The sequence below is a fragment of the Serratia sp. PF-27 genome (assembly GCF_030053255.1).
GTDB lineage: Bacteria > Pseudomonadota > Gammaproteobacteria > Enterobacterales > Enterobacteriaceae > Serratia > Serratia bockelmannii.
On sequence record NZ_JASGBT010000015.1, the window covers coordinates 963237 to 987299 of the forward strand.

At 61.0% G+C, this 24063-nt stretch carries 30 protein-coding genes and 1 pseudogene; 15 read left to right on the forward strand and 16 right to left on the reverse strand.

What is annotated here, in order from left to right:
- Window positions 1–12: 12 nt before the first annotated feature.
- From fliJ to sra, 10 genes are all read left to right on the forward strand, one after another.
- Window positions 13–459 (forward strand): flagellar export protein FliJ, encoded by a 447-nt coding sequence (gene fliJ / locus QMZ29_RS09435; protein ID WP_043138615.1) that lies wholly within the window; start codon window positions 13–15, stop codon window positions 457–459.
- On the forward strand, window positions 456–1685 hold the full coding sequence (locus QMZ29_RS09440) for a flagellar hook-length control protein FliK (protein ID WP_197810636.1): 1230 nt from the start codon (window positions 456–458) through the stop codon (window positions 1683–1685). Before fliJ ends, QMZ29_RS09440 begins: the two co-directional genes overlap by 4 nt.
- A gap of 165 nt (window positions 1686–1850) precedes the next feature.
- Window positions 1851–2336, forward strand: a complete 486-nt coding sequence (gene fliL, locus QMZ29_RS09445; protein ID WP_025303253.1) for a flagellar basal body-associated protein FliL — start codon at window positions 1851–1853, stop codon at window positions 2334–2336.
- 5 nt (window positions 2337–2341) lie between these two features.
- Window positions 2342–3346, forward strand: a complete 1005-nt coding sequence (fliM, locus tag QMZ29_RS09450) for a flagellar motor switch protein FliM (protein WP_025303254.1) — start codon at window positions 2342–2344, stop codon at window positions 3344–3346.
- Window positions 3339–3755 (forward strand): flagellar motor switch protein FliN, encoded by a 417-nt coding sequence (gene fliN, locus QMZ29_RS09455; RefSeq protein WP_004934799.1) that lies wholly within the window; start codon window positions 3339–3341, stop codon window positions 3753–3755. Before fliM ends, fliN begins: the two co-directional genes overlap by 8 nt.
- Window positions 3755–4159 carry a flagellar biosynthetic protein FliO gene (gene fliO, locus QMZ29_RS09460; protein ID WP_025303256.1) on the forward strand — a complete coding sequence of 135 codons (405 nt, stop codon included), beginning with the start codon at window positions 3755–3757 and terminating at the stop codon, window positions 4157–4159. The genes fliN and fliO overlap by 1 nt, the downstream gene beginning before the upstream one ends.
- On the forward strand, window positions 4156–4917 hold the full coding sequence (gene fliP, locus QMZ29_RS09465; RefSeq protein ID WP_025303257.1) for a flagellar type III secretion system pore protein FliP: 762 nt from the start codon (window positions 4156–4158) through the stop codon (window positions 4915–4917). The genes fliO and fliP overlap by 4 nt, the downstream gene beginning before the upstream one ends.
- A gap of 21 nt (window positions 4918–4938) precedes the next feature.
- The gene (fliQ, locus tag QMZ29_RS09470; protein ID WP_004934803.1) at window positions 4939–5208 is read left to right on the forward strand and encodes a flagellar biosynthesis protein FliQ; all 270 of its coding nucleotides are present in this window, start codon (window positions 4939–4941) and stop codon (window positions 5206–5208) included.
- Window positions 5209–5210: 2 nt separating this feature from the next.
- Window positions 5211–5993 carry a flagellar biosynthetic protein FliR gene (gene fliR / locus QMZ29_RS09475; RefSeq protein ID WP_043138626.1) on the forward strand — a complete coding sequence of 261 codons (783 nt, stop codon included), beginning with the start codon at window positions 5211–5213 and terminating at the stop codon, window positions 5991–5993.
- Between the two features lie 356 nt (window positions 5994–6349).
- A complete protein-coding gene (gene sra / locus QMZ29_RS09480) occupies window positions 6350–6484 on the forward strand; it encodes a stationary-phase-induced ribosome-associated protein (RefSeq protein ID WP_087763075.1) in 135 nt (44 codons plus the stop codon).
- A 272-nt stretch (window positions 6485–6756) separates the two neighbouring features.
- Here the strand turns inward: sra and flgL are convergent, their stop codons facing one another.
- From flgL to flgB, 11 genes are all read right to left on the reverse strand, one after another.
- The gene (flgL, locus tag QMZ29_RS09485) at window positions 6757–7716 is read right to left on the reverse strand and encodes a flagellar hook-associated protein FlgL (RefSeq protein WP_016927302.1); all 960 of its coding nucleotides are present in this window, start codon (window positions 7714–7716) and stop codon (window positions 6757–6759) included.
- 59 nt (window positions 7717–7775) lie between these two features.
- Window positions 7776–9425, reverse strand: a complete 1650-nt coding sequence (gene flgK, locus QMZ29_RS09490) for a flagellar hook-associated protein FlgK (RefSeq protein ID WP_033643519.1) — start codon at window positions 9423–9425, stop codon at window positions 7776–7778.
- Between the two features lie 285 nt (window positions 9426–9710).
- Window positions 9711–10655: a flagellar assembly peptidoglycan hydrolase FlgJ gene (flgJ, locus tag QMZ29_RS09495; RefSeq protein ID WP_261427383.1), complete on the reverse strand. Its 945-nt coding sequence runs from the start codon at window positions 10653–10655 to the stop codon at window positions 9711–9713.
- Window positions 10655–11755 (reverse strand): flagellar basal body P-ring protein FlgI, encoded by a 1101-nt coding sequence (locus tag QMZ29_RS09500; protein ID WP_004934816.1) that lies wholly within the window; start codon window positions 11753–11755, stop codon window positions 10655–10657. Before QMZ29_RS09500 ends, flgJ begins: the two co-directional genes overlap by 1 nt.
- A gap of 10 nt (window positions 11756–11765) precedes the next feature.
- Window positions 11766–12467: a flagellar basal body L-ring protein FlgH gene (flgH, locus tag QMZ29_RS09505; RefSeq protein ID WP_261427428.1), complete on the reverse strand. Its 702-nt coding sequence runs from the start codon at window positions 12465–12467 to the stop codon at window positions 11766–11768.
- A gap of 83 nt (window positions 12468–12550) precedes the next feature.
- Complete coding sequence (gene flgG / locus QMZ29_RS09510; RefSeq protein WP_004934819.1) at window positions 12551–13333, reverse strand: flagellar basal-body rod protein FlgG; 783 nt, start codon at window positions 13331–13333, stop codon at window positions 12551–12553.
- 18 nt (window positions 13334–13351) lie between these two features.
- Window positions 13352–14107 (reverse strand): flagellar basal body rod protein FlgF, encoded by a 756-nt coding sequence (locus QMZ29_RS09515; RefSeq protein WP_025303261.1) that lies wholly within the window; start codon window positions 14105–14107, stop codon window positions 13352–13354.
- 12 nt (window positions 14108–14119) lie between these two features.
- Entirely contained in the window at window positions 14120–15343 is a 1224-nt protein-coding gene (gene flgE / locus QMZ29_RS09520; RefSeq protein WP_099817138.1) for a flagellar hook protein FlgE, read from the reverse strand.
- 54 nt (window positions 15344–15397) lie between these two features.
- Window positions 15398–16075 carry a flagellar hook assembly protein FlgD gene (gene flgD, locus QMZ29_RS09525; RefSeq protein ID WP_016927297.1) on the reverse strand — a complete coding sequence of 226 codons (678 nt, stop codon included), beginning with the start codon at window positions 16073–16075 and terminating at the stop codon, window positions 15398–15400.
- A gap of 12 nt (window positions 16076–16087) precedes the next feature.
- Window positions 16088–16492, reverse strand: a complete 405-nt coding sequence (gene flgC / locus QMZ29_RS09530) for a flagellar basal body rod protein FlgC (protein ID WP_004934826.1) — start codon at window positions 16490–16492, stop codon at window positions 16088–16090.
- A 5-nt stretch (window positions 16493–16497) separates the two neighbouring features.
- On the reverse strand, window positions 16498–16911 hold the full coding sequence (gene flgB / locus QMZ29_RS09535) for a flagellar basal body rod protein FlgB (RefSeq protein WP_025303263.1): 414 nt from the start codon (window positions 16909–16911) through the stop codon (window positions 16498–16500).
- Window positions 16912–17071: 160 nt separating this feature from the next.
- On the opposite strand from flgB, the gene flgA reads away from it, so the two are divergent.
- From flgA to QMZ29_RS09560, 5 genes are all read left to right on the forward strand, one after another.
- Window positions 17072–17725 (forward strand): flagellar basal body P-ring formation chaperone FlgA, encoded by a 654-nt coding sequence (gene flgA / locus QMZ29_RS09540; protein WP_261427387.1) that lies wholly within the window; start codon window positions 17072–17074, stop codon window positions 17723–17725.
- Between the two features lie 129 nt (window positions 17726–17854).
- Window positions 17855–18166, forward strand: coding sequence for a flagellar biosynthesis anti-sigma factor FlgM (flgM, locus tag QMZ29_RS09545; protein WP_004934832.1), 312 nt, complete (start codon window positions 17855–17857; stop codon window positions 18164–18166).
- Window positions 18167–18206: 40 nt separating this feature from the next.
- A complete protein-coding gene (locus QMZ29_RS09550) occupies window positions 18207–18641 on the forward strand; it encodes a flagella synthesis protein FlgN (RefSeq protein WP_025303265.1) in 435 nt (144 codons plus the stop codon).
- A gap of 230 nt (window positions 18642–18871) precedes the next feature.
- The gene (locus tag QMZ29_RS09555; protein ID WP_033647787.1) at window positions 18872–19243 is read left to right on the forward strand and encodes a type II toxin-antitoxin system RelE/ParE family toxin; all 372 of its coding nucleotides are present in this window, start codon (window positions 18872–18874) and stop codon (window positions 19241–19243) included.
- On the forward strand, window positions 19240–19542 hold the full coding sequence (locus QMZ29_RS09560) for a helix-turn-helix domain-containing protein (RefSeq protein WP_033632742.1): 303 nt from the start codon (window positions 19240–19242) through the stop codon (window positions 19540–19542). Before QMZ29_RS09555 ends, QMZ29_RS09560 begins: the two co-directional genes overlap by 4 nt.
- Before the next feature lie 2 nt (window positions 19543–19544).
- Here QMZ29_RS09560 and QMZ29_RS09565 read toward each other — a convergent pair whose 3' ends face one another.
- From QMZ29_RS09565 to vapB, 5 genes and pseudogenes are all read right to left on the reverse strand, one after another.
- Window positions 19545–19949: a flagellar protein FlhE gene (locus QMZ29_RS09565; protein WP_141998323.1), complete on the reverse strand. Its 405-nt coding sequence runs from the start codon at window positions 19947–19949 to the stop codon at window positions 19545–19547.
- On the reverse strand, window positions 19949–22027 hold the full coding sequence (gene flhA / locus QMZ29_RS09570) for a flagellar biosynthesis protein FlhA (protein ID WP_025303268.1): 2079 nt from the start codon (window positions 22025–22027) through the stop codon (window positions 19949–19951). Before flhA ends, QMZ29_RS09565 begins: the two co-directional genes overlap by 1 nt.
- Complete coding sequence (flhB, locus tag QMZ29_RS09575) at window positions 22020–23171, reverse strand: flagellar biosynthesis protein FlhB (protein ID WP_043138644.1); 1152 nt, start codon at window positions 23169–23171, stop codon at window positions 22020–22022. Before flhB ends, flhA begins: the two co-directional genes overlap by 8 nt.
- Before the next feature lie 126 nt (window positions 23172–23297).
- A pseudogene (vapC, locus tag QMZ29_RS09580) lies at window positions 23298–23695 on the reverse strand (type II toxin-antitoxin system tRNA(fMet)-specific endonuclease VapC).
- Window positions 23695–23928, reverse strand: coding sequence for a type II toxin-antitoxin system VapB family antitoxin (vapB, locus tag QMZ29_RS09585; RefSeq protein WP_261427392.1), 234 nt, complete (start codon window positions 23926–23928; stop codon window positions 23695–23697). The pseudogene vapC and the gene vapB overlap by 1 nt, the downstream one beginning before the upstream one ends.
- Between the last annotated feature and the right edge of the window lie 135 nt (window positions 23929–24063).

Genomic DNA, 24063 nt, shown 5'->3' on the forward strand with positions numbered 1-24063 from the left:
AGGCGCACAGCGATGAAATCACAATCTCCCCTGATTACCCTGCGAGATCTGGCGCAGGATGCGGTGGAACAGGCCGCGCAACAGCTGGGCCAGGTACGGCAGGCGCAGCAGGCGGCAGAGCAACAGCTGTCGATGCTGCTCAACTATCAGGACGAATACCGCCAGAAGCTGAATCATACACTTTGCGACGGCATGGACAGCTCTAGCTGGCAAAACTACCAGCAGTTTATCGGCACGCTGGAACAGGCCATCGACCAGCACCGCCAGCAGCTGCTGCAGTGGGGGCAGAAAGTGGATCATGCGGTGAAGCAATGGCAAGACAAACAACAGCGGCTGAACGCTTTCGAGACCCTGCATACCCGCGCCTTAAATGCGGAGCAGCAGCAGGAGAACAAACGGGATCAAAAACTGATGGATGAGTTCGCTCAACGCAGTGCACAAAGGAATATCAACCCATGAATCTGAACGCCCTGCCCGGCCTGGCCTTACCCGGCGACGCCGGCGGCCTGGCCGAACTGACGTCGGCGCTGGATGAGAGCCAGTTGTCGTCGGCCTTCGCCCAGCTGCTCGGCGCACGTTTCGCGCCCGCCGCCGATGGCAAACAGCCGCCGGTCGCGCTGAGCGCGGACGAGGAACGCGCCCCGGCCCTGAGCCGCAACCAGCTCAATCAACTGCTAGCCACCTTCGGCGAGCGCGGCGGCCTGCTGCAGAACCCGGCCACCCCAGCCGATGCGCTTTCACCTGAAGGCGCCGAAGCCGAGGCACCCACCGCCGGCGACAAACCGGCGCAACCACCGATCGCCGCCGCCAAAGAGCTGGATGCCGCAACGCTGCAGGCGCTGTACGCCATGCTGCCGGCCGCGCTCGTCGCCCAGGCGCAACCGACCGAAGGCCAACGTTCGCTGCCGGTGGAAAACGCTGACGAGGCGACTGCACTGCTGCCCGGCAATGGCCTGCTGAACATTGCGGCGGCCGGTGATAAAACCGCCGCGCGTTCATCGGCATCCCCTGCTTCGTCGCTGACAGGGGCGAAAACGCCGGCCACCGGCGACGATAATGCCAAGGCGGCGCTCCCGCAACCGACCAGCGGTGAGCGCGCAAGTACTGCACAGCCGCTGCCGGCGAGCGATGCGCAGCAGCAACCGACGCTCAACCATGCCGTCGCCCTGGCCGCCGCCAGCCCAACGCAAACGGCCGCACCGGCCAGCGCACTGGTGACCGCACCGCCTACGCCGCAGCTCAACGCGCAGCTGGGCAGCCCGGAATGGCAGCAGGCGTTGAACCAACAGGTGCTGATGTTCCACCGCAACGGCCAGCAAAGTGCCGAGCTGCGCCTGCACCCGCAGGAGCTGGGCGCCTTGCAGATCACGCTGAAACTGGACGATCAGCAGGCGCAATTGCACATTGCCTCCGCCCACGGTCAGGTGCGCGCGGCGGTGGAAGCAGCGATGCCGCAGCTGCGTCACGCGCTGGCGGAGAGCGGCATCAACCTGGGGCAAAGCAGCGTGGGCGGCGAGTCCACCCCGCAATGGCAACAGGGGCAGCAGCAGGCGTCCAACGGCCAGGGGCGTTCCAGCTATGCTGAACATGCTGGCGGTGAGGCTGCGGCCGCCGACGGCGTCAGCGCGCCGGTGGCGCTGCAGCGCATGGCCAGTGCGGTCAACGGCGTCGATATTTTCGCCTGAGCCGCCGCAAACGCCCAAGCTGGCACCCATTTGCGCGTCTATTCAGGCTATTGCACGCCGTGATAGACGCGATAATACCTTTACATGTCATGCGTGCGGCTTTGCCGCGCGCCATGCCCGCCGCCTCGCAGGCTGCGGGTGGAACAACAGGAATTAGATTTGGCTATGTCTCAGAACACCCTTCCGGCAGCACCGAAACGCTCCCTTCTGGTCATCCTGCTGGTATTGATCAGCGTCGTCGCCTGTGGCGCCGCGGGCTACAGCTGGTGGCTGCTGCAACAGCATAAAAACGGCGCCGAACCGGCCGCCGTCAAACAGCAACCGCCGGCCGCGCCGGTGTTCATGCCGCTCGACACCTTTACCGTCAACCTGGTGACGCCGGACAACAACCCGGATCGCGTGCTGTATATCGGCCTCACGCTGCGTCTGCCGGACGAAAGTACCCGCCGTCAGCTGAACGATTTTCTGCCGGAAGTGCGCAGCCGCTTGCTGATGCTGCTCTCCCGTCAGGAAGCGGGCCAGCTGGCCAATGAACAAGGGAAGCAACAGCTGGTGGCGCAGATTAAGGACGTGCTCAGCCCGCCGCTGGTTAAGGGACAACCGAAGCAGGTGGTCAGCGACGTGCTGTTCACCGCCTTCATACTGCGGTAATCACTATGGGCGATAGCATTCTTTCACAGGCAGAGATCGACGCCTTGCTCAACGGCGACAGCGCGGGTGATGAACCCGAAGCGATAGTCGGCAAAGAGAGCGAGGTTAAGCCTTACGATCCGAACACCCAGCGCCGCGTGGTGCGCGAGCGTCTGCACGCGCTGGAAATCATCAACGAACGTTTTGCCCGGCAGTTCCGCATGGGGTTGTTCAACCTGCTGCGCCGCAGCCCGGACATTACCGTCGGCCCGATCAAAATCCAGCCGTATCACGAGTTCGCCCGCAACCTGCCGGTGCCGACCAACCTGAACCTGGTGCATCTGAATCCGCTGCGCGGCACTGCCCTGTTCGTGTTCGCGCCGAGTCTGGTGTTCATCGCCGTCGACAACCTGTTCGGCGGCGACGGCCGCTTCCCGACCAAAGTCGAAGGCCGCGAATTCACCCCGACCGAACAGCGGGTGATCAAACGCATGCTGCGCCTGGCGCTGGACGCCTATGGCGACGCCTGGAGCGCCATTTACAAGATCGACGTGGAATACGTGCGTGCCGAAATGCAGGTGAAGTTCACCAACATCACCACCTCGCCGAACGACATCGTGGTCACCACGCCGTTCCAGGTAGAGATCGGCGCGCTGACCGGCGAGTTCAACATCTGCATTCCGTTCGCGATGATCGAACCGCTGCGCGAGCTGTTGACCAACCCGCCGCTGGAAAATTCGCGGCAGGAAGACAGCCACTGGCGCGAAACGCTGGTGAAGCAGGTGCAGCACTCCGAACTGGAGCTGATCGCCAACTTCGTCGATATCCCGATGCGGCTGTCGAAAGTCCTGAAGCTGCAACCGGGAGATGTATTACCGATAGACAAGCCGGAACGCCTGATCGCCCATGTGGACGGCGTACCGGTTCTGACCAGCCAATACGGCACGTTGAACGGGCAATATGCCCTGCGTGTTGAACATTTGATTAACCCTATTTTGAATGCTCTGAGTGAGGAACAGCCCAATGAGTGATCCTAAGCAACCGTCTGGCGAAGGAAAGGAATCCGTAGACGATCTGTGGGCTGATGCGTTTAACGAGCAGCAGTCTTCAGAGAAATCCGGCGCGAGCACCGAAGGGGTGTTCAAGTCGCTGGAAGCTCAGGATGCGCTCGGCAGCCTGCAGGATATCGACCTGATCCTGGATATTCCGGTCAAGCTGACCGTGGAACTGGGGCGCACAAAAATGACCATCAAAGAGCTGCTGCGCCTGTCGCAAGGCTCGGTGGTGGCGCTGGACGGCCTGGCCGGCGAGCCGCTGGACATCCTGATCAACGGTTACCTGATCGCACAAGGTGAAGTGGTGGTGGTGGCCGACAAGTTCGGCGTGCGCATCACCGACATTATCACCCCGTCCGAACGCATGCGTCGACTGAGCCGCTGATGACCGTTGCGGCGCCCGTAACCGTTCAAAGCAGCCAATCCCCCGCCGCGCCGGCCTTGCCGGCCGGTTCGGTGTTGATGCAGGTCAGCAGCGCGCTCGGCGGCATTCTGCTGCTGATCCTGCTGGCCGGTTGGCTGTTCCGTCGGCTGGGTTTCGCCCCGCAGGCGCGCAACAACAAACTGCTCAACCTGCGCGCCAGTTGCCAGGTCGGGCAGCGCGAGCGCGTGGTGGTGGTGGAAGTCGATGACACCTTGCTGGTACTGGGCGTCACCGCCCAGCAGATCACCCCGCTGCACACCCTGCCCGCCCCGCCGAAAGACGAGGGCGCGGCCGACGTGGCGACGCCGGCGGACTTCCGCCAACTGATGCAAAAAGTTCTGAAACGCCCGGAAAAATCGGCATGACCTCGACTCTTCATACCCTCGTCCGCCGTCCGGCGGTTTGGCTCCCTGCCGCCCTGCTGTTCATCAGCCCGGCGGCTTTGGCACAACTGCCGGGGCTGATCAGTCAGCCGCTGGCCAACGGCGGCCAAAGCTGGTCGCTGCCGGTGCAGACGCTGGTGCTGTTGACCTCGCTGACCTTCCTGCCGGCCATGCTGCTGATGATGACCAGCTTCACCCGCATCATCATCGTGCTCGGCCTGCTGCGCAACGCGCTGGGCACGCCTTCGGCGCCGCCGAACCAGGTGATGCTGGGGCTGGCGTTGTTCCTGACCTTCTTCATCATGTCGCCGGTGTTCGACAAGGTTTATCAGGACGCCTACCTGCCGTTCAGCCAGGACAAAATCGGGCTGGAAGTCGCGCTGGATAAAGGCGCGCAGCCGCTGCGCGAATTCATGCTGCGCCAAACGCGCGAAACCGATCTCGCGCTGTACGCCAGACTGGCCAATCAGCCGCCGCTGGCCGGCCCTGAGGCGGTGCCGATGCGCATCCTGCTGCCCGCCTACGTCACCAGCGAACTGAAAACCGCCTTCCAGATCGGCTTTACGGTGTTCATTCCGTTCCTGATTATCGACCTGGTGGTCGCCAGCGTGCTGATGGCGCTGGGGATGATGATGGTGCCGCCCGCCACCATCTCGCTGCCGTTCAAGCTGATGCTGTTCGTGCTGGTCGATGGCTGGCAGCTGCTGCTCGGCTCGCTGGCGCAGAGCTTCTATTCGTAACCCCTGACCGGAGAACGCGAGATGACACCTGAATCGGTTATGGCGCTCGGCACCGAAGCGATGAAAGTCGCGCTGGCGCTGGCCGCCCCGCTGCTGCTGGCGGCGCTGATCAGCGGCCTGGTCGTCAGCCTGCTGCAGGCCGCCACCCAGATCAACGAAATGACGCTGTCGTTCATCCCTAAAATTCTGGCGGTGGTGGCCACCATCATCATCGCCGGTCCCTGGATGTTGAATCTGTTGCTGGACTACATGCGCACTCTGTTCAGCAACCTGCCCACCCTGATCGGCTGACCGTGCTCACCTTCGACAGCGCCCAGCTCACCGTCTGGCTCAGCCACTATTTTTGGCCGCTGCTGCGCATTCTGGCGCTGATCAGCACCGCGCCGATATTCAGCGAAAAGCAAATCAGCAAAAAGGTCAAAATCGGCCTTGGCGGGCTGATCGTCATCCTGATCGCGCCGACGCTGCCCGCCAGCAATATCCCGATCTTCTCCGCCGCCGGCCTGTGGCTGGCGGTTCAACAGATTCTGATCGGTGTGGCGCTGGGATTGACCATGCAGTTCGCCTTCGCGGCGGTGCGCCTGGCGGGCGAAGTGATCGGCATGCAGATGGGCCTGTCGTTCGCCACCTTCTTCGATCCCAGCGGCGGCCCGAACATGCCGGTGCTGGCGCGCCTGCTCAACCTGCTGGCGATGCTGCTGTTCCTCAGCTTCGACGGCCATCTGTGGCTGATTTCACTGCTGGCGGACAGCTTCCATACCCTGCCTATCCAAACGCAGCCGCTGAACGGCAACGGCTTCCTGGTGTTGACCCAGGTTGGCTCGCTGATTTTCATCAACGGCATGATGCTGGCGCTGCCGCTGATCTGCCTGCTGTTGACGCTGAACATGGCGCTCGGCCTGCTCAATCGCATGACCCCGCAGCTGTCGGTCTTCGTGATCGGTTTCCCGGTCACCATGACCTTCGGCATCATGACGCTGGGTATGATGATGCCGATGCTGGCGCCGTTCTGTGAACATCTGTTCGGTGAAATCTTCGATCGACTGGCGGCGGTAATCGGCGGCATGACCTTCTAAGCCCCTGCAACGCCCCTCCCTTTCCCCCTTATCTGCCTGAGACAAAATGGCAATAAAAACGCTTTCTTGGGACAAAAGCCTGAGAAACGCCTTTTATCCGGATTAAGGTTCAAATGTCTCCGGCGGCTTGAATAAATAAAACCCCGACCTAGAATAGACCCGGCAACAGAAATATCGCTTGTACCACGCTAGCCATCAGCGGCGATAAAAACGCTGACTCCCAATTGGAAATAAAAAATAACGCAGTCACGCAGGGTAAAATGCGCGACAGATAACTTACACCCTGAATAAATGCGTCCGGCGCCTACCGGCTGCAGGGCGCAGCATCGACCTTTGCTAACCACAGGAGCGAGAAAATGATTAAAGCGAAAAGCAACCGCAAAGCACGCCGGTTATTCGGTCTGACCCACTGGAAAAGCAACAAGTTTAGAGTTTCGTTTACCGAGACGGCCGACGGCGGAAAATGGAAAGTGGAGAAGAAAAAGAAATAGCAGCGCTATTTATCGTCAGGAAAATAATATCCATCGCGATTATTCCGCCACTGATTTCAATAATGCCATTGCGCATTAAACAGGGGTGACAATCGTATTATTTCTTTCCTGATGAAAAAAAGGCGCGTCACTCAGTCAGTAGTGGGAGAACGAGCGACGCGCCAAACGAGTGCACCCGGTTTCAAGAAGCCTCCCTCCCCGCGAGGCGGAGAAGGCATTTTCTAAGCGCACTAAAGGGAAACCCGTCGCGGTCAGGCAACGGGGTATTGCTCTTAACGATTCATCTGGAACAGCGACATGCCCTGCATATCGCTGAAGGTTTTATACGACGCCTGCAGCGCTGCCTGCTGCATGAAATAAGACGAGATAGACTCGGCCAGATCGGCATCCGTCAACGCGCTCATCTGGATCTGGTTGGTCATGTCGCGCTCTTTACCGATGCTGTCCAGCTGATCCATTTCCTGCAGCTGACTGCCCAGCTCGGCGCGCACGCTCAACACGTTGTTGTAGGAGTTGTCCAGACCGCGGTTGGCTTTCGCCAAGGCATCGTTCACCTGCTGCTTGGTGGCCTCGTCGGCGCCCTGCAGCGGGGTTTTCAACGCGTTCAGCGCAATATCGATGCTCTCGAATACGTTGCTGACCGGCGCGCTGCCGTCCGGCTCGGGCTTCGGATTGCTGGTCAACGACATGAACACCGCGTTGCCGGTATGGCCGATGGTCATGGTGCGGTTGGCGTCCACTTTCTGCTGAACCGTCTTGTCCCCGCCCTGATAACTGACGGTGCCGCCGTTATCGACGAACGGCGCCTTGTCGTTCACATATCCGCCGAACATATAGCGGCCGTTGCCGTCGGTGCTGTTGGCCTGGTTCAGCAGCTGATCTTTCAGCCCCTGCAGTTGGGTGGCCAGCGACTGGCGATCGTTATCGCTTTCGGTGCCGCCGGCGTTGACGATCAGCGCCTTCATATCCGCGATGGTGGACGTCGCGCCGGCCAATACCGTTTCTTCCATCGACACGTTCTGACGAGCGAAGGTGCGCGCCAGGGTGTACTGGCTGTTTTCCGCCTGCGACTGCGACAACATCACCGCGCGCGACGCCGCCAGCGGATCGTCGGACGGGTTGATCACCCGCTTGCCCGAGGAAAGCTGCTCGGCCGCCTTCATGAACAGCGACTGGTTGCCCGTGATGCCGTTCATGTTCTGTTGGTACATCATGCTGGTGCTCATGCGCATGCTGTGGGTTCCTTACTCTGAGCGACCGGCGCCGTTATCGGCGCCGATTAACAATGAAATCAACGAATATTCAGCAGCGCGTCGAACAGCGAGCTGGCGGTCTGAATCACCTGCGCGTTGGCCATGTAGTACTGCTGAAAACGCAGCAGTTCACCGTACTCTTCGTCAAGGTTGACGCCGGACATCGACTGCTGTTGCGCGCCCAGCTGCGTGACGATTTTGGCCTGCGAGGTAGCGATGGCCTTGGCGGCGGCGGTCTGGTTGCCGACGCCGCTGACGATGCCGGCGTAAGCGCCGCTCAGGGTCGCTTTGCCGTCCACCAGGTTTTTGGTTTGCAGATCCAGCAGCTTCTTGGCGTTCTCGTTATCGCCGCGGCCGCTGTCGTCTTTACCGGCGGCGGCGATCTTGGACGAATCGGTGATGGCCACTTTCAGGTTGCCCGCCACGTCGCTGACCGGCTTCACGGTGAAGCTGTCTTTGGCCTGCGCATTGCCGTCGATGCTCACTTCCAACCCGTCGAAGTTCAGCGTCGGTTTGCCGTCGGCGCTGGTGCCCGGCGTGGCGTTGACTTTCACATTGTCCGGCAGGCGGCTGACCTGCCAGTTGCTGCCGTCGAACTCGACGCGATAATCGTTGGCTTTCACCTTGCCGGTATCGGTGTAAGAGACCGACAGCGACGCGTCGCCGGTGTTGCGGGTGTTATCCACCACCCGGCCACCGCTGAAGCTGAAGAAGTCGCCGCCTGCGTCACCGTTCAGATCGAAGCCGGCGCGATGCTGTTGGTTAAAGCTGTCCGCCATCGCCAGCGCCAACTGGCCCAGCTGATTGCGCACGCCGTCCAGCGTTTCGCTGCGGAATTTCAGCACGCCGCTCAGCGTGCCGCTGGTGATCTGGCCTTCCGGCACTTCGCTGGCGCCGTTGCCGCGGTTATAGCCGATAGTCAGACGGGAAGGATCGCTGCTGGAAGGCACGGCTTCCACCTGATACGTATTGCTGCCCTGCACCAGCGTCAAGCCGTTGGCGAAGGAGACGGTATAGGCGTCGCCGTCCTGTTGCGTGACCTGTACGCCCACCAGCTGGTTCAATTCGGTGACCAGCTGATCGCGCTGATCCAGCAACGCATTTGGCTCGCCGCCGGCGCTGCCGCGCAAACGGGTGATCTCATCGTTCAGCTTGGCGATCTGCTGGCCGTAGCTGTTGATCTGCTGCGCCGTATCGCTGATCTGCTGATTAACGCCGTTGTCCATGTCGCGCAGGAATTTATCGGTGTTGTTGAACTGGTTCACCAGACCGTTGGCCTTGCCCAGCACCGTCTGGCGCGCGGCGTCGTCACCGGCGTTGCTCACCAGGTTCTGCAGGTTGGTAAAGAAATCCTGCATGTTGGTCGACAGCGGGTTGGTCTTGCTCGCCAACAGATTGTCGATCTGCGAAATCTTCTCGTAATAGGCGTTCTGCGCCCCGAACGCGCTTTGTGCGCCGCGCAGCTGGTTGGTGATGAACTGGTTGTACTCGCGGTTAACGCTGGTGACGGTCACGCCGTTGCCGATAAAGCCGCTCATGGTGGCCATGCCGCCGTTCTGCGCCAGGATCGCGGTCTGGCGGTTGTAGCCCGCCACGTTGTAGTTGGAGATGTTGTTGCTGACGGTACTGAGCGCCACCTGAGCCGCATTCAGCCCGCTCATCGCGGTATTGATTAAGCTATTGGACATCGGAATTCCTTATGCTGCGGCGCCGGTGGCCCACAGGGTTCTTAATTGAGCTGCTGAGCCTGTTCGCTCAGCCTGTTTCGGTTATCGGCCAAAATGAGAAGAACTTGAGGAAAAAAAGCGGCAACGCGGTCAGCATCCAGCTAGCCTTCGTTACCGCCTATCCCCTAAATAATTGGCGTCGCAGCAAGGCGACAAGCAAGGGCGTCCCTGGGCGCTTGGTTAAGCCAAGTGACCGGGGCGAGCTTGTGCAGTCAACGCCGCTGCGGCGTCAAGAATGACGGGGATTTAGAACAAATCTTTCAGATCGTGGGTATAGGCTTTCACCGCCTGTTCCCCCGCGTTCTTCATCTGCTGAATCACGCTGACCAGTTTGCTGGCGTACTGGGGATCGGTGGCGTACCCGGCGCGCTGCAGCGCATGCGCCGCCTGCTCCGGGCTGCGCGCGGCGGCCACGTCGGCATAGCGCGGGTTGTTGGTCAGCAGTTTGACGTAGTCGGCAATCGCTTCGACATACGAACCGTAGACGCGGAACTTCGCCTTCACCTTCTTCGCCGCGCCCTGTTCGAACTCGGTGGTGGTGATCTCCGTCACCGGTCCGTTCCAGCTGCCGCCGGCCTTGATGCCGAACAGGTTGTAGCTCGGCGCGCCGTCTGAGGTCGGGATCTCGCGCTGCCCCCAGCCGGACTCCAGCGCCGCCTGCGCGACGATCAGCTGATGCGGAATGCCGCTCTGCTGGCTGGCGACCTTCGCCGGTATCGACAGGCGGGCGACGAAGTTGCCGTTGTTGAGCGACAGCGGCGCGGCGGCCGGCGGGGCTTTCGGCATCGCGCGGCGCACCACCTGCTCCAGCGCCTGGTTCGGCAGCGTTTGCAGCACCTCGTTGTCCAGCGCCATCGGCGACAGGCCCGCCGTTTCACTCGGCACCGTGTTGGCGTTGCTCATCTGCTTGACCATCATGTCGGCCAGCCCCAGCCCTTTTTGCGACATCTGCTGGGCGATTTGCTGGTCGTACATCGAGGTATAGAGCCGCGTTTGATCGCTGCTCAACACCCCGTCCTGCGGCAAGGCGGAACGCATGCTTTTCAGCATCATCTGCACGAACATGCCTTCCACCTGCTGCGCCACCTGCTTGAGGTTGCCCTGCGGGTCGGCCGCCGCGTCGCGCTTCAGGCCGTTCAGCGCCTGGGCGTCATAGGCCGCGCCCGACATTGCCATCAGATCGCCGGCCATCAGATGATTTCCAGCTTGGCGCGCAGGCAGCCGGCGCTCTGCATCGCCTGCAGGATCGACATCAGATCGATCGGCGTAGCGCCCAGTGCATTCAGCGCGCGAATGACGTTGTTCAGGTTGGCGCTGGCGTTCACCTTCTGCAGCGACCCGCCCTGCTGTTGCACCGAGATCTGGGTGTTTGGCGTCACCACCGTCTGGCCGCCGCCAAACGGCGTCGTCGGTTGGCTGACGGTGTTCTGCCGATCGACCACCACCGACAGGTTGCCCTGAGCGACGGCGCAAGAATCGAGGATCACATCGCGGTTCATCACCACCGACCCGGTGCGCGAGTTGATGATCACTTTGGCGTCCATCGCCCCGACGTTAACGGTGATGTTTTGAATCTCCGCCAGGAAGCGCACCTGAGAGCTGTTGCCCTGCGGCACCAGCACCTGGATCGTGCGGGCGTCGAGCGGCGTCGCGGTGCCGCCGCCGCGTTGGCGGTTGATGGCGTCGCTGATCTGCTGCGCCAGCGTGAAGTCTTCGTCGTTCAGCTGCAGGTTGAGTACGCCGCCGCTGCCGAAGGTGGTCGGCAGCTCGCGCTCAATGGTGGCGCCGTTGCTGATGCGCCCGCCCGCCAGCTGGTTGACCTGCACGCTGCTGCCGCCGGCCGCCGCGCCCGCGCCGCCGACCAGCACGTTGCCCTGCGCCAGCGCATAGACCTGGTTATCCACGCCTTTGAGCGGCGTCATCAGCAAGGTGCCGCCGCGCAGGCTCTTGGCGTTGCCCATCGATGAAACCACCACGTCGATGTTCTGCCCGGCGCGCGAGAACGGCGGCAGTTTGGCGGTCACCATCACCGCCGCCACGTTTTTCAGCTGCATGTTAGTGCCCGGCGGCACGGTGATGCCCAGCTGCGACAGCATGTTGCTCAGGCTTTGGGTGGTGAACGGCGTCTGCATGGTCTGGTCGCCGGAACCGTCCAGCCCCACCACCAGGCCGTAGCCGATCAGGGCGTTGTCTCGCACGCCCTGCACCGTCACCAGATCGCGGATGCGCTCCGCCGCCGCCGGCAAGCACACCAGCCCGACGCACAGCGCGATAAACCATTTTTTCAGCATCAGTCAATCCTTAGAACGGTGAAACATTTAAGAAGAAGCGCTGCAGCCAGCCCATGGTCTGCGCTTCGTTGATATAGCCATTGCCGACGTATTCGATACGCGCGTCCGCCACCTGCGTCGAGGTGACCGAGTTGTTGCCGCTGATGGTGCGCGGGTTAACGACGCCGGAGAAGCGAATGAATTCGGTGCCCTGGTTGATGGCGATCTGCTTTTCCCCCACCACATGCAGGTTGCCGTTGGCCAGCACCTGGTTGACCGTCACCGTAATGGTGCCGTTGAAGGTGTTGTTGGCGTTGGCGCCGCCCTTGCCACCGAAGGTGCTGTCGCCGGAAATGTCCATATCGGCGCGCGCATTGCCCAACAGACCGTCGAGGTAACGCGGCGAGGTGGCGACGCCGAACTTGCTGGCGCCGTTGCGGCTGGCGTTGGCGGAAGAGCTCTTGCTGGCGCTGACGTTTTCCTGCAGCACGATGGTCAGGGTGTCACCGACGTTGCGCGGACGGCGGTCTTCGAACAGCGGCTGATAGCCGTAGTTCATCGGCTGCACCGTCTGGAAGATCGAGCCGTTCAGCATCGGCGCGCTGGCCGGCGCGGGCTGCGCCGTGGTCGCACCGTCCACCAGCGGTTTATGCGGAATATAAGCGCAGCCGCTCAGCGTCAGCATCACCATTCCCGCCAGCCAGCGTTGTCCCTGCCGCGGCAGGATTGCCATCGAATATGTGGTTACCACGGGTATCGCCTTTGTTTCACGAAAGAGAATGACGGGCGCGGCAAGCCGGGCCCGTCAATGACAGATTACAGTTGCGTCAGCTTTTGCAGCATCTGATCGGAAGTCGAAACCGCTTTGCTGTTGATCTCGTAAGCGCGCTGAGTCTGGATCATGTTGACCAGCTCTTCCGCCACGTTAACGTTGGAGGTCTCCACGTAGCCCTGATACAGCAGACCGGCGCCGTTCAGCCCCGGCGTGCTCTCGTTCGGCGCGCCCGAGCTTTCGGTTTCCTGATACAGGTTCTCGCCCACGCTCTCCAGACCGCTGTCGTTGACAAAGGTCGTCAGCGTCAGTTGACCCACCTGCTGGGCGGCGGTTTGCCCCTGCTGGGTGACGCTGACGATGCCGTCGCGGCCGACGGTGATGGACAGCGCGTTCGCCGGAATGGTGATCGCCGGCTGCACCTGGAAACCGCTGGATGTGACCAGCTGGCCGTTCTGATCGATCTGGAACGAGCCGTCACGCGTGTAGGCCTGGGTGCCGTCCGGCAGCATCACCTGGAAGAAACCCTGCCCCTTGATGGCGACGTCTTTACTGTTGTTGGTCTGCGACAGGTTGCCCTGGCTGTGCAGACGCTCGGTCGCCACCGGACGCACGCCGGTGCCGATCTGCAGACCGGAAGGCAGCGTGGTCTGCTCGGAGGACTGTGCCCCCGGCTGACGCATGGTCTGGTACAGCAGATCTTCAAATACCGCACGCTGGCGTTTGAAGCCGTTGGTGCTGACGTTCGCCAGGTTGTTGGCGATCACGTCCATGTTGGTCTGCTGCGCGTCCAGACCGGTTTTGGCAATCCATAAGGATGGAATCATCGGTTATTTCCTTGCTGCTTAACTCATTGAGAGCAGTGAGTTGGCACGCTGTTCGTTTTCATCCACGCTGTGGATGACTTTCATTTGCATTTCAAAACGGCGGGCGTTGGCGATCATGTCGACCATGGTCTCCATCGGCTTGACGTTGCTGCCCTCCAGCACGCCCGGCATCACCCGCACCTGCGGATCGTTTTGCAACTGATTGCCGCGCTGCTGTTGAGTTTCCGGCGTCAGGCGGAACAGCCCGTCGTCACCGCGCATCACTTCGCGCGCATCGGCTTTCACCAGCTTCAGACGGCCGATCTGCGCGATGGTGTTCGGCGGATCGCCGGCGTTCAGCGCCGAAATGGTACCGTCGGCCGCGATGGTGATCTCCGCCGACGGCGGCACCTCGATCGGGCCGCCGTCACCCATCACCGGCAATCCCTGCACCGTCAACTGCCCGGTGGAGGAGATCTGAATGTTGCCGTTGCGGGTATAGGCTTCCCCCCCACCCGGCAGGCTCACCGCCAGGAAACCGTCCTGCTGCAGCGCCACGTCCAGCGGACGCGCCGTGTAGTTCAGCGCCCCCTGGCTCATATCGGCGCCCGGCGTCGACGCGGTCACCAAGGTGCGCGTCGCCAGGCTCGGCCCGTCGACCGGCACCGCGCGCAATGCGGCGAGCTGGGCGCGAAAGCCCGGCGTCGACGCATTGGCCAGGTTGTTGGCGGTAATGGACTGCTGTTCCAGCGTTTGGCGCGCCGCGCCCATCGCGGTATAAATCGCGTGATCCATAACTCGGCCTTATTAGCGCAGGCTAACCAACGTCTGCAGGATGGAGTCCTGCGTCTTGATGGTCTGGGCGTTGGACTGGTAGTTACGCTGTGCGACGATCATGTTCACCAGCTCCTGGCTCAGATCGACGTTGGAAGACTCCAGCGCGCCGCTGGTCAGCTTACCGAAGCCGCCGCCGCCCGACAGACCAACGCGCGGCTGACCGGACGCACCGGTTTCCTGCCACACGTTATCGCCCTGCGACGCCAGCCCTTCCGGGTTGGAGAAGTTGGCCATGACGATCTGGCCCAGCACCTGAGTCTGCTGGTTGGAGTAGATGCCCACCACTGTGCCGTCGTTGTTGATCTGGAAGTTGGTGTATTCACCGGCGGCATAGCCGTCTTGCGATACCTTGCTCACCGAGTCGCTGCCCACGTTCTGCTGCATGCTGCCGGCGAAGCTCAGGGTAAAGTTTTGCGCCGGTGCGCCGTCTTTGGCGGTCATCGGGATCACCATGCTGAACTCGCCCGGCGCGCCGTTGGTGCTGGTGGTTTTCACCAGGTTGCCGCTGGTGCTGAACTCCATGGTGCCGGCGTTCACTGGCGCGGCGCTGCCGTCCTGGGTGTAGACCTGCCATTTATTGTCTTCCGTCTTCACGAAGTAGGCGTTGATGTTGTGCGCGTTACCCAGCGAGTCGTAAGCGGTGATGGTGTTGACGTAGTTGTAGCTGTCCTGTTTGGTCGGATCGAAGGTCTTGTTCTCCGGCACTTTATGGGTGGACTTCAGGTTGGCCACCATCTCGCCGGAGGTGGATGCCTTGGCGTTCATCATACCTTCAGGAATGCTCAACGGCACCGGGTTGGCACCCTGTTGGATGGTCGGCGGAGAGCCGGCCGCCGGGTAGCCGGTCAGCTGCAGCCCCTGCATGTTGGTCAGGTTGCGGTTCTCATCCAGCTTGAACTGACCGTTGCGGGTATAGAAGATGCCGCCGTCTTTATCCTGCATGCGGAAAAAACCGTTGCCGTTGATGGCCACATCCAGCGCACGGCTGGTACCGGTGGTGGTGCCACCCTTGAAGTTCTGGGTGATGCCGGACACTTTGACGCCCAGACCGACTTGCGAGCCAGCGAACATGTCGGCAAAGGAGACGCTGCCGGATTTGAAGCCCGCAGTCGCGGAGTTGGCGATGTTGTTACCGATCACGTCCAGGTTGGTTGCTGCCGCGTTTAAGCCGCTGACTGCCTGAGAAAAGGCCATGTTATTCTCCGAATAGTGGTCAGGCTATCGTCCGATTGAGCCTGATGCTTAGGGTTATAAGATCTGTCGCACGTCTTCCAGGGTGGCGTTGCCCGCCAGACCGAGATCCAGCTTGGCGCCGTTGCCGTCGCGGATCACGCCGTTCACCAGGCCGAAGTGCAGGCTGCGCGCCACCAGTTGCTCGCCATTGCCTTTGGCGTTAATCGCCACTTTGTAGGCGCCGTCGGGTGCGGTAGAGCCGTCATCCAGCGAACCGTCCCAGGTGAAGGCATGCACACCGGCGGTCAGGCCGCCGATTTCGATGGTGCGCACCACCTGCCCACTGGCGTTGGTGATGGTAGCGGTCACCTGATCGGCAGCGCGCTCCAGTTCCACGCCGAACGGCGTCGTGCTGACCTTGCCGTCCTTGCTGCCGACCAGAATGTTATTGCCCGGCACCATCACGCCGTGGCCGATCAGCGCAGTGGCTTGCAGCGACTGGTTGCTGTTGATCTGGCCGGAGATCGACCCCAGCGTGGTGTTGAGTTTTTCGATGCCCTGCACGGTGTTGATCTGCGCTAGCTGCGAGGTCAGTTCGTTGTTCTGCATCGGATTGGTCGGATCCTGGTTTTTCAACTGCGCCACCAGCAGCGTCAGGAAACTGTTGTGCAGATCCTGGCTGTTGGTATTTTTGCTGTTGTTACCGATGACGGTGTTGTCCAACGACTCGTTCGTGGTTGCGGCGATAGCCATGGGAACCTCCGGTTACTGACCCAACGTCAGGGTTTTCATCATCATCGACTTGGTGGTGTTGAGCACCTCGACATTGGCCTGGTAGCTGCGGGAAGCGGAGATGGTGTTGACCATTTCACCCACCACGTCGACGTTCGGCATGCGCACGTAGCCCTTGGCGTCCGCCAGCGGGTTGCCCGGTTGATAGACCAGACGCTCGGGCGCCGGATCGTCCACCACCTGAGCGACGCGTACGCCGCCGGTCGGCTGCCCGGGGGCCGCCGCGACCTGGAACACCACCTGCTTGGCGCGGTAAGGCTCGCCGTCCGGACCGGTCACGCTGTCGGCGTTGGCCATGTTGCTGGCGCTGACGTTCATGCGCTGGGATTGCGCCGATAACGCCGAGCCGGAGATATCAAAAATATTCAGTAAAGACATGCGCCTTATCCTTGTTGCAGCACGGACATCATCCCTTTGATCTGACCGTTGAGCAGCGTCAGGTCGGTCTGATATTTCAGGCTGTTATCGGCAAAGTTGGTGCGTTCGCGATCCATGTCCACCGTGTTGCCGTCCATCGAGGGCTGATCCGGCACCCGGAACAGCAAATCGAGCTGCGGCGGCTGCAGGGTCTGCGCCGGGATGTGGCGCGCCGCCGTCAGGTTCAGCGACATGCCGTTGCCGCTGACGCGCCCCTGCTCCATCACTTTGTTCAATTGGCTGGCGAAATCGATATCCCGCGCCTGATAACCCGGTGTGTCTGCGTTGGCGATGTTGGCGGCCAGAATTTCCTGCCGCTGGGCGCGCAAGTTCAGCGCCTCTTGGCCAAAGCGCAGAGCCGCGTCCAGTTTGTCGAGCATGCTCCCTCCGCGAGGTTAGAATTTGGAGTCGACAGCATAAACGCCCCCCGCGCTACCCTATCGCGGGAATAAACGCAAAATGGGGCGCTATTTATCTGCTTAGCCTGCGCGCGCTGCGGGTACACTTACGCGTATCCCGATGAAGCTTGAGAAGATGACGATGAAAGGTAAAATGCTGCTGCTTATCGGCCTGCTGTGCAGTCTGAACGCGCGCGCCGACGATCTGGCGACGCAAATCGAAAGCTTCATCCAAGGCAAGTTCAGCGGCGAACCGGTACAGGTAAAAGTGCGGGTGCGCACGCCGCCGAACCAATGGCCCGCTTGCGAACTGCCGCAGCTGTCGCTGCCGCCCAACGCGCGGATCGGCGGCAACGTCAGCATTTCGGCGCGCTGTGGCCAGGAGCGGCGTTTTATCCAGACGCAGGTGCAGGTGTTTGGCCGCTATCTCGTTTCGGCGCGCGGCATCAGCGCCGGCAGCCGGTTGACCGCGGCGGACCTGACGTTGAAAGCAGGCCGGCTCGATACCCTGCCGCCGCGTGCGCTGACCGAAGCGAGCAAAGCGTTAGGTGCCGTCAGCCTGCGCAACATTAGCCCCGGTCAGCCGCTGACCCTCGCCATGCTGCGCCGCGCCTGGATTATCAAGGCCGGGCAATCGGTACAGGTCAATGCACAGGGCGAAGGATTCAGCATCAGCGGTGCGGGTAAGGCGATGAACAACGCCGCCACCGAAGACAGCGTGCGGGTGCGCATGGCGTCCGGGCAGATCGTCAGCGGCGTGGTCGGGGACGACGGCGCGATCCGCATTACGTTATAAAAAAGTAAAGGTTCCGCAAACCTTGCCGATAAGACAAATCAAGCAGCATTTTATTGGCCACCAGGGCCGCAAAACTTTCATTGCAGCGTCGTCGCCCCCGAGCGGCCACGGCGTAAACGGAGATGGACCATGAGTATCGATCGCACCCAGCGGTTACAGCCGGTTTCCACTGTGCAACCGCGTGAAACCCCGGCCGACAACCCGCTCCAACCGCGCAAGGCCGCCGTGGCCGAAACCGCCGTCAGCGGCACGCAGGTCAAACTGAGCGAGGCGCAGGCGCGCCTGATGCAACCGGGCACCCAGGATATCGATATGGGCCGGGTCGAGGCCATCAAACAGGCGATCCGCAACGGTGAACTGAAGATGGACGCCGGCAAAATCGCCGACGCACTGCTGCAAGACGCGCAGAGCGATGTTCAATGGATCGCCGGACGCGACTGACAACGCGGCGGCGGGTAGCGATAAAGGATAAGTCATCACTATGGAAAAGCTGGTACAACTGCTGGACAAACTGTTGGAAACACTGCAGGCGCTCAATGGCGTGCTGGAGGAAGAGCACGACTTGCTGTGTTCCGGCCAGTTGCCCGGCGTGGCCTTGCAGCGCGTCACCGATGCCAAAAGCCAACTGCTGGCGACGGTCGCTTACCTCGAGCAACAGCGCCTGGGGCAGGAAAAAACCTGCGGGCAACGCGCGCCCTATGCCAGCCATGCGCCTCTGGCCGATCGCTGGCAACGCGTTCAGTTGCTGAGCCAAACGCTGCGTGAGAAGAACCAGCACAACGGCCTGCTGCTCAATCAGCAGATCGACCACAACGCTCAGGCGCTGGCTATCCTCAGTAAGAACAACAAATCGCTGTATGGCCCGGACGGCCAGTCGCACGCCGGCAGCCTGCTCGGCAGAAAAATCGGCGTCTGACCTGACTCATTTCGCCCGGTGAGCCTATCACCGGGCACGCGTTAGCCGACTTTTGCGCATCCCCTCGCATTTTCACCTCATCACCTCCTGAGTTCCCTTAACGTTATGCGTCAGGCTGCGCAGAACGGATATTTGCCTGTTCCCCATCACTCTCTATCTCGTCATCTTAGCTCGGTCGTTAAACATCTTGATCTGTACCCTTTAAGGGTATATTTTCACACGGAGAGTGAATGACCGACATTTATCTCACAAAAGCCTTCCAGACATTTGCCGGCGACGAACGCATCAGTGACGCCACGATAGTGAAAGCGGCGCGAGAGATGCAAAATCAGTTGTACGACGCCAATCTCGGTGGTTGCGTTTACAAAAAACGCATCGCCCGGATGGGGAGTGGAAAACGGCGCGGGTATCGGGTATTAATCGCAACGGCAGATGAAGGCAGGATCTTTTTCATGTATGGCTTTGCCAAAAACGAAAGAGACAACATCAATCAGGATGAGTTAATTTCCTGGCGGCATTTGGCGGCGCTGTATCTGGATTATTCACCATTCAGACTGTATCAGTTGGTCAACTGCGGGGAATTAATAAGGTTACAACTATGAGCAAGATGCTGAAATCGATCCACCAGGAAGTTCAGGGCCTGCACCGCGCCGGTTTCGTCGACGACGTGACCATGCGCACTTTCGACATGCTGTGCCTGCGGCCGGTGAAGCAGTTCGGGCCGGCCGAGATCCGCGCGCTGCGCGAACGGGAAAACGTCAGTCAGCCGGTGTTTGCGCTGTATCTCAACGTCAGCAAAAAGGCGGTACAGAAATGGGAGCGCGGCGAAGCGCAACCGAACTCCGCCGCGATGAAGCTGCTGACGCTGGTGGAACGCAACGGCCTGCAAATTCTGGCCTGATCTTACTGATAATTGACGATCACCTGATTGCCAATCACCCGCAGCGGCGGGTTCAACCCGCCTTGCGACTGCACGTAATAGACGAAACGCAATTCCGCATTGGCCGGCTCGCCCTGCAGACCGTTGCTGCTGCCGCTGCCGCCGCCCAGCGGAATGCAGCGGTTCACCGTGCAAAGCTGCGCCTGCAGCCCCACCGGTTCAGGCCCCAGCAAACGGTAGCGCCAGCTGACGCGGGTGATGCGCGCATTGGCATCCGGCAGCGCGTTCGGCGGCCGCAAAGCGGCGGACTCATCGCGCATGCCGCCCTGTTCCAACGTCACGCCCGCCCCTTCGGCCACCCAGGAGCCGGACACCGCACCGGCGGTTAACGGCGCCAGCAAACACAACACGAACAGACAGCGTTTCATCAGGCGGCTCCAATGGTCGACGTCATGCGAATCTGGCGATCGTCGTTAATCTCCAGGTTGGACAGCACCACGAGCTGCGGCAGGCTGCGGCGCAGGAAGCGCGCCAGTAAAGGACGCAGCGCATGGTTAACCAACAGCACCGGCGGCGCGCTGAGCATCTCTTGCCGTTGCAGCGCCTGACGCGCCTGTTCCAGCAGGCGGTCGGCCAGCCCCGGCTCCAGACCGCCGCCGCCCTGCAACGCCTGCAGCAACAGGCGCTCCAGCTGGGTATCCAAGCCGATAACCTGAATCTCGCCGTTGCCCGGGAACCACTGCTGCGTGATAGCCCGGCCCAGCGCCACCCGCACCACGGTCGTCAGCTCATAAGGATCGCTTTGCGCCGGGGCATGTTCCGCCAGCGTTTCGACGATGGTGCGCATATCGCGGATAGAAACGCGTTCAGCCAACAGGTTTTGCAGCACTTTGTGCAGCGTCGTCAGCGACACCACGCCCGGCACGAAGTCTTCGGTCAGCTTCGGCATCTCTTGTGAAACACGGTCCAGCAGCTGCTGAGTTTCCTGGCGGCCAAACAGCTCGCTGGCAAACTGGCCGATCAGGTGATTAAGGTGCGTCGCCACTACGGTACTGGCTTCCACCACGGTAAAGCCCTGGATCTGCGCCTGCTCGCGCAAGGCGCTGTCGATCCATACCGCCTCGAGCCCAAAGGCGGGATCGACGGTTTTGTCTCCCGCCAGCTCGCCCACGGCATTGCCGGGGTTGATCGCCAGCCAACGGCCCGGCTGCGCTTCACCGCTGCCGATCTCAACGCCTTTCATCAGGATGCGGTAGCTGGCTGGCGGCAGTTCCAGATTGTCGCGGATGTGCACCACCGGCGGCAGATAGCCCATGTCCTGCGCGAATTTCTTGCGGATCCCGCGGATACGCCCCAGCAGCTCGCCGTTCTGTTGAAAATCGACCATCGGAATCAGCCGGTAGCCCACTTCCATCCCCAGCGGATCTTCCAACTGAACGTCGGCCCAGCTGGCCTCGGCGGCCTGCGGATTCTCCGGCATCGCCGGTTCTTCCACCGTTTTCGGTGCCTGTTGTTCACGGCCACGCAGCCACCAGGCCAGGCCCAGCAAAGCGGCGGTAAACAGCAGGAACACCAGGTTCGGCATGCCCGGCACCAGGCCCAACAGCCCCAGTACCCCGGCGCTCAGCAACATCACGCGCGGATTGTTGAACAGCTGGCCCACCATCTGCTCGCCGACGTCCTGATCGGTCGCGACGCGGGTGACGATGACGCCGGCGGCGGTGGAGATCACCAGCGCTGGGATCTGCGCCACCAGGCCGTCACCGATGGTCAGCAGCGTATAGCTTTCCGCCGCCGCCCCCAGCTCCATGCCATGCTGCACGACACCGACCAACAGGCCGCCGACGACGTTCAGCACCATGATCATCAGGCCGGCAATGGCATCGCCACGTACGAATTTACTGGCACCGTCCATCGAGCCGTAGAAATCGGCCTCCTGGGTCACTTCAGCGCGGCGTTTCTTCGCTTCGTCTTCACCGATCAGCCCGGCGTTCAGGTCGGCGTCGATCGCCATCTGTTTACCCGGCATGCCGTCCAGCACGAAGCGCGCGCCCACTTCGGCGATACGCCCTGCACCTTTGGTAATTACCATAAAGTTGATCAGCACCAGGATGATGAACACCACGATGCCGATGGCGAAGTTGCCCCCCACCAGGAAGTGGCCAAAGGCTTCCACCACGCGCCCGGCGGCGGCGGAACCGGTGTGGCCCTCCAGCAAGATGATGCGCGTCGACGCGACGTTGAGCGACAAACGCAGCAATGTGGAGAACAGCAGAATGGTCGGGAAGGCGGCGAATTCGAGCGTGCGCTGGGTGAACATCGCCACCAGCAGCACCATGATTGACAGCGCGATGTTGAAGGTAAACAGCAGATCGAGGATAAACGCCGGCAGCGGCAGCACCATCATCGACAGGATCAACAGGATCAGCACCGGGCCGGCCAACACCTGCCACTGCGTATCTTTAAAATTGCCCGGCAAACGAAGCAGGGAGGCCAAATTAGCCATCAGAGTCACTCTCTCTTGCAAAATCCAGTGCTTCCGGCACCGGTAAACGTTCAGGTTTTTTCGGGATCAGGCCGCCCTCGCGCCGCCAGCGGCGCAGCTGGTACACCCAGGCCAGCACTTCGGCGACGGCGGCATACAGGGTGGCCGGAATATGTTGTCCAATCTCGCTGTGCCGATACAGCGCACGCGCCAGCGGCGGCGCCTCCAGCATCGGAATGCGGTGCTCCGCACCGAGCTCACGAATGCGCAAGGCGATTTCGCCGGCCCCTTTGGCCAGCACTTTCGGCGCACTCATTTTTTTGTCGTTGTACTGCAACGCGACGGCGTAGTGCGTCGGGTTGGTGACGATCACGTCCGCCTTAGGCACGTCGGCCATCATGCGGCGCCGGGCGATCGCCCGCTGCTGCTGGCGAATGCGTCCCTTGACGTGCGGATCCCCCTCCTGGTCTTTGAATTCGTCGCGAATATCCTGCTTGGTCATCTTCAGCTTTTTGAAGTGGCTCCACAGCTGGTAGAACACGTCAAACGCCACCATCGGCGTCAATCCCAGCACCACCAGAAAACCGCAGAACAGGATCATCTGCAGCGCATTGCCCAACGCGTCGAGCGGCTGCTGAGTCATCAGATGCAGCATCGCCGCCCAGTTGTGCCACAGATAAAGACCGGTCACCCAACCGACCAGCGTCGCTTTCAGGATCCCTTTCAGCAGCTCGGCCAGCACCTGGGTGGAAAAGATGCGCTTCAACCCGGACAGCGGGTTCAACCGCTTCAAGTCGAATTTAATCGACTTGCCGCTGAACAGAATGCCCCCCAGCAGCATCGGCGCGGCGAGCGCCACCAGTACCAGCCCCGCCATGATCGGCAACAGCGCCAGCACCGCCTGACGCAGCAACATGCCGAGTTGGCGTACCATCTGTTTATCGTTGCTGACCATGCCATGGTCGAAGTTCAACCCCTGCGTGAGCATCGCCGCCAGCTGTTGCGCCATGTTGCTGCCGGACATCAGGATGATCGCGAGGCCCGAGAGCAGCATCAGTACCGAGGTCAGCTCGCGGGAGCGCGGGATCTGGCCGTCTTCACGCGCCTTCTCCAGCCGGTGGGGCGTGGGGGCCTCGCTTTTTTCCAGATCGCTGTCTTCAGCCACGAAACGCCGTTCCTGTGTCGGGAGGGTAAAGAATGGCGGTCAGCATGCCAAAAAATTGGCGATGTCATTGGCGGAACAACGGGGAAAAAGGCGGGTTATTTAGGGGATGAGACCATCAGGGAGACGTTACAACCAATTTTCCAGCCGCAAACCCTCAACGCGCTCAAGTTCGCGTCGATTATTGGTCACCAGGATCAATCCTTCGCTGCGCGCATGCCCGGCGATATGTAGATCGTTTACGCCAATAGGCGTTCCCTGGCGTTCCAGCGCAGCCCGGATATTGCCATAGTGCGATGCCGCTTTGGCGCTGTAATCGAGAATGTCCAATCGGGAGACAAAATCTTCAACGACTCTGGCGTTCACCGCTGGACGAGCGCTTTTCTCCACCCGTGAACCAATTCGCCATAGGTGATCGACGAAATGACCATTTTACCTGCATAGCGATTGAATGCCTCCAGCACTTCCAGCGGCCGGCGCTTGATGACATAGATAACAATGTTGGTGTCCAGCATATGACTGAACATCAAAAATCTTCCCGCTCACCCTGGTGCTGTCCTGCACGTTCATTGAGGAAATCATCGCTCACCTCATTTGCCGCACAGAAGAAACTGTCCCAAATATTCTCCAGGGGGGCAAGAATGCGCTCTTTGCCCACTACGCGAACGGTCACTTTAGAAACGGTATCAGGGAAACGCACCTCTGCGGGCAAGCGTACAGCCTGTGTCCGATTATTGGTAAAGACAGAACCTAACGTCATGGCGACCTCCTTAAATTGGAGTACAAATTATAACCGCCATGATGTATATAGTAATGCTATATACATTAATCTTTGCGGGACACCGCGCAACTTTCGGGGCGCGCCGTCGCGCGCCCCGAAAAGCCTCAGAAACCG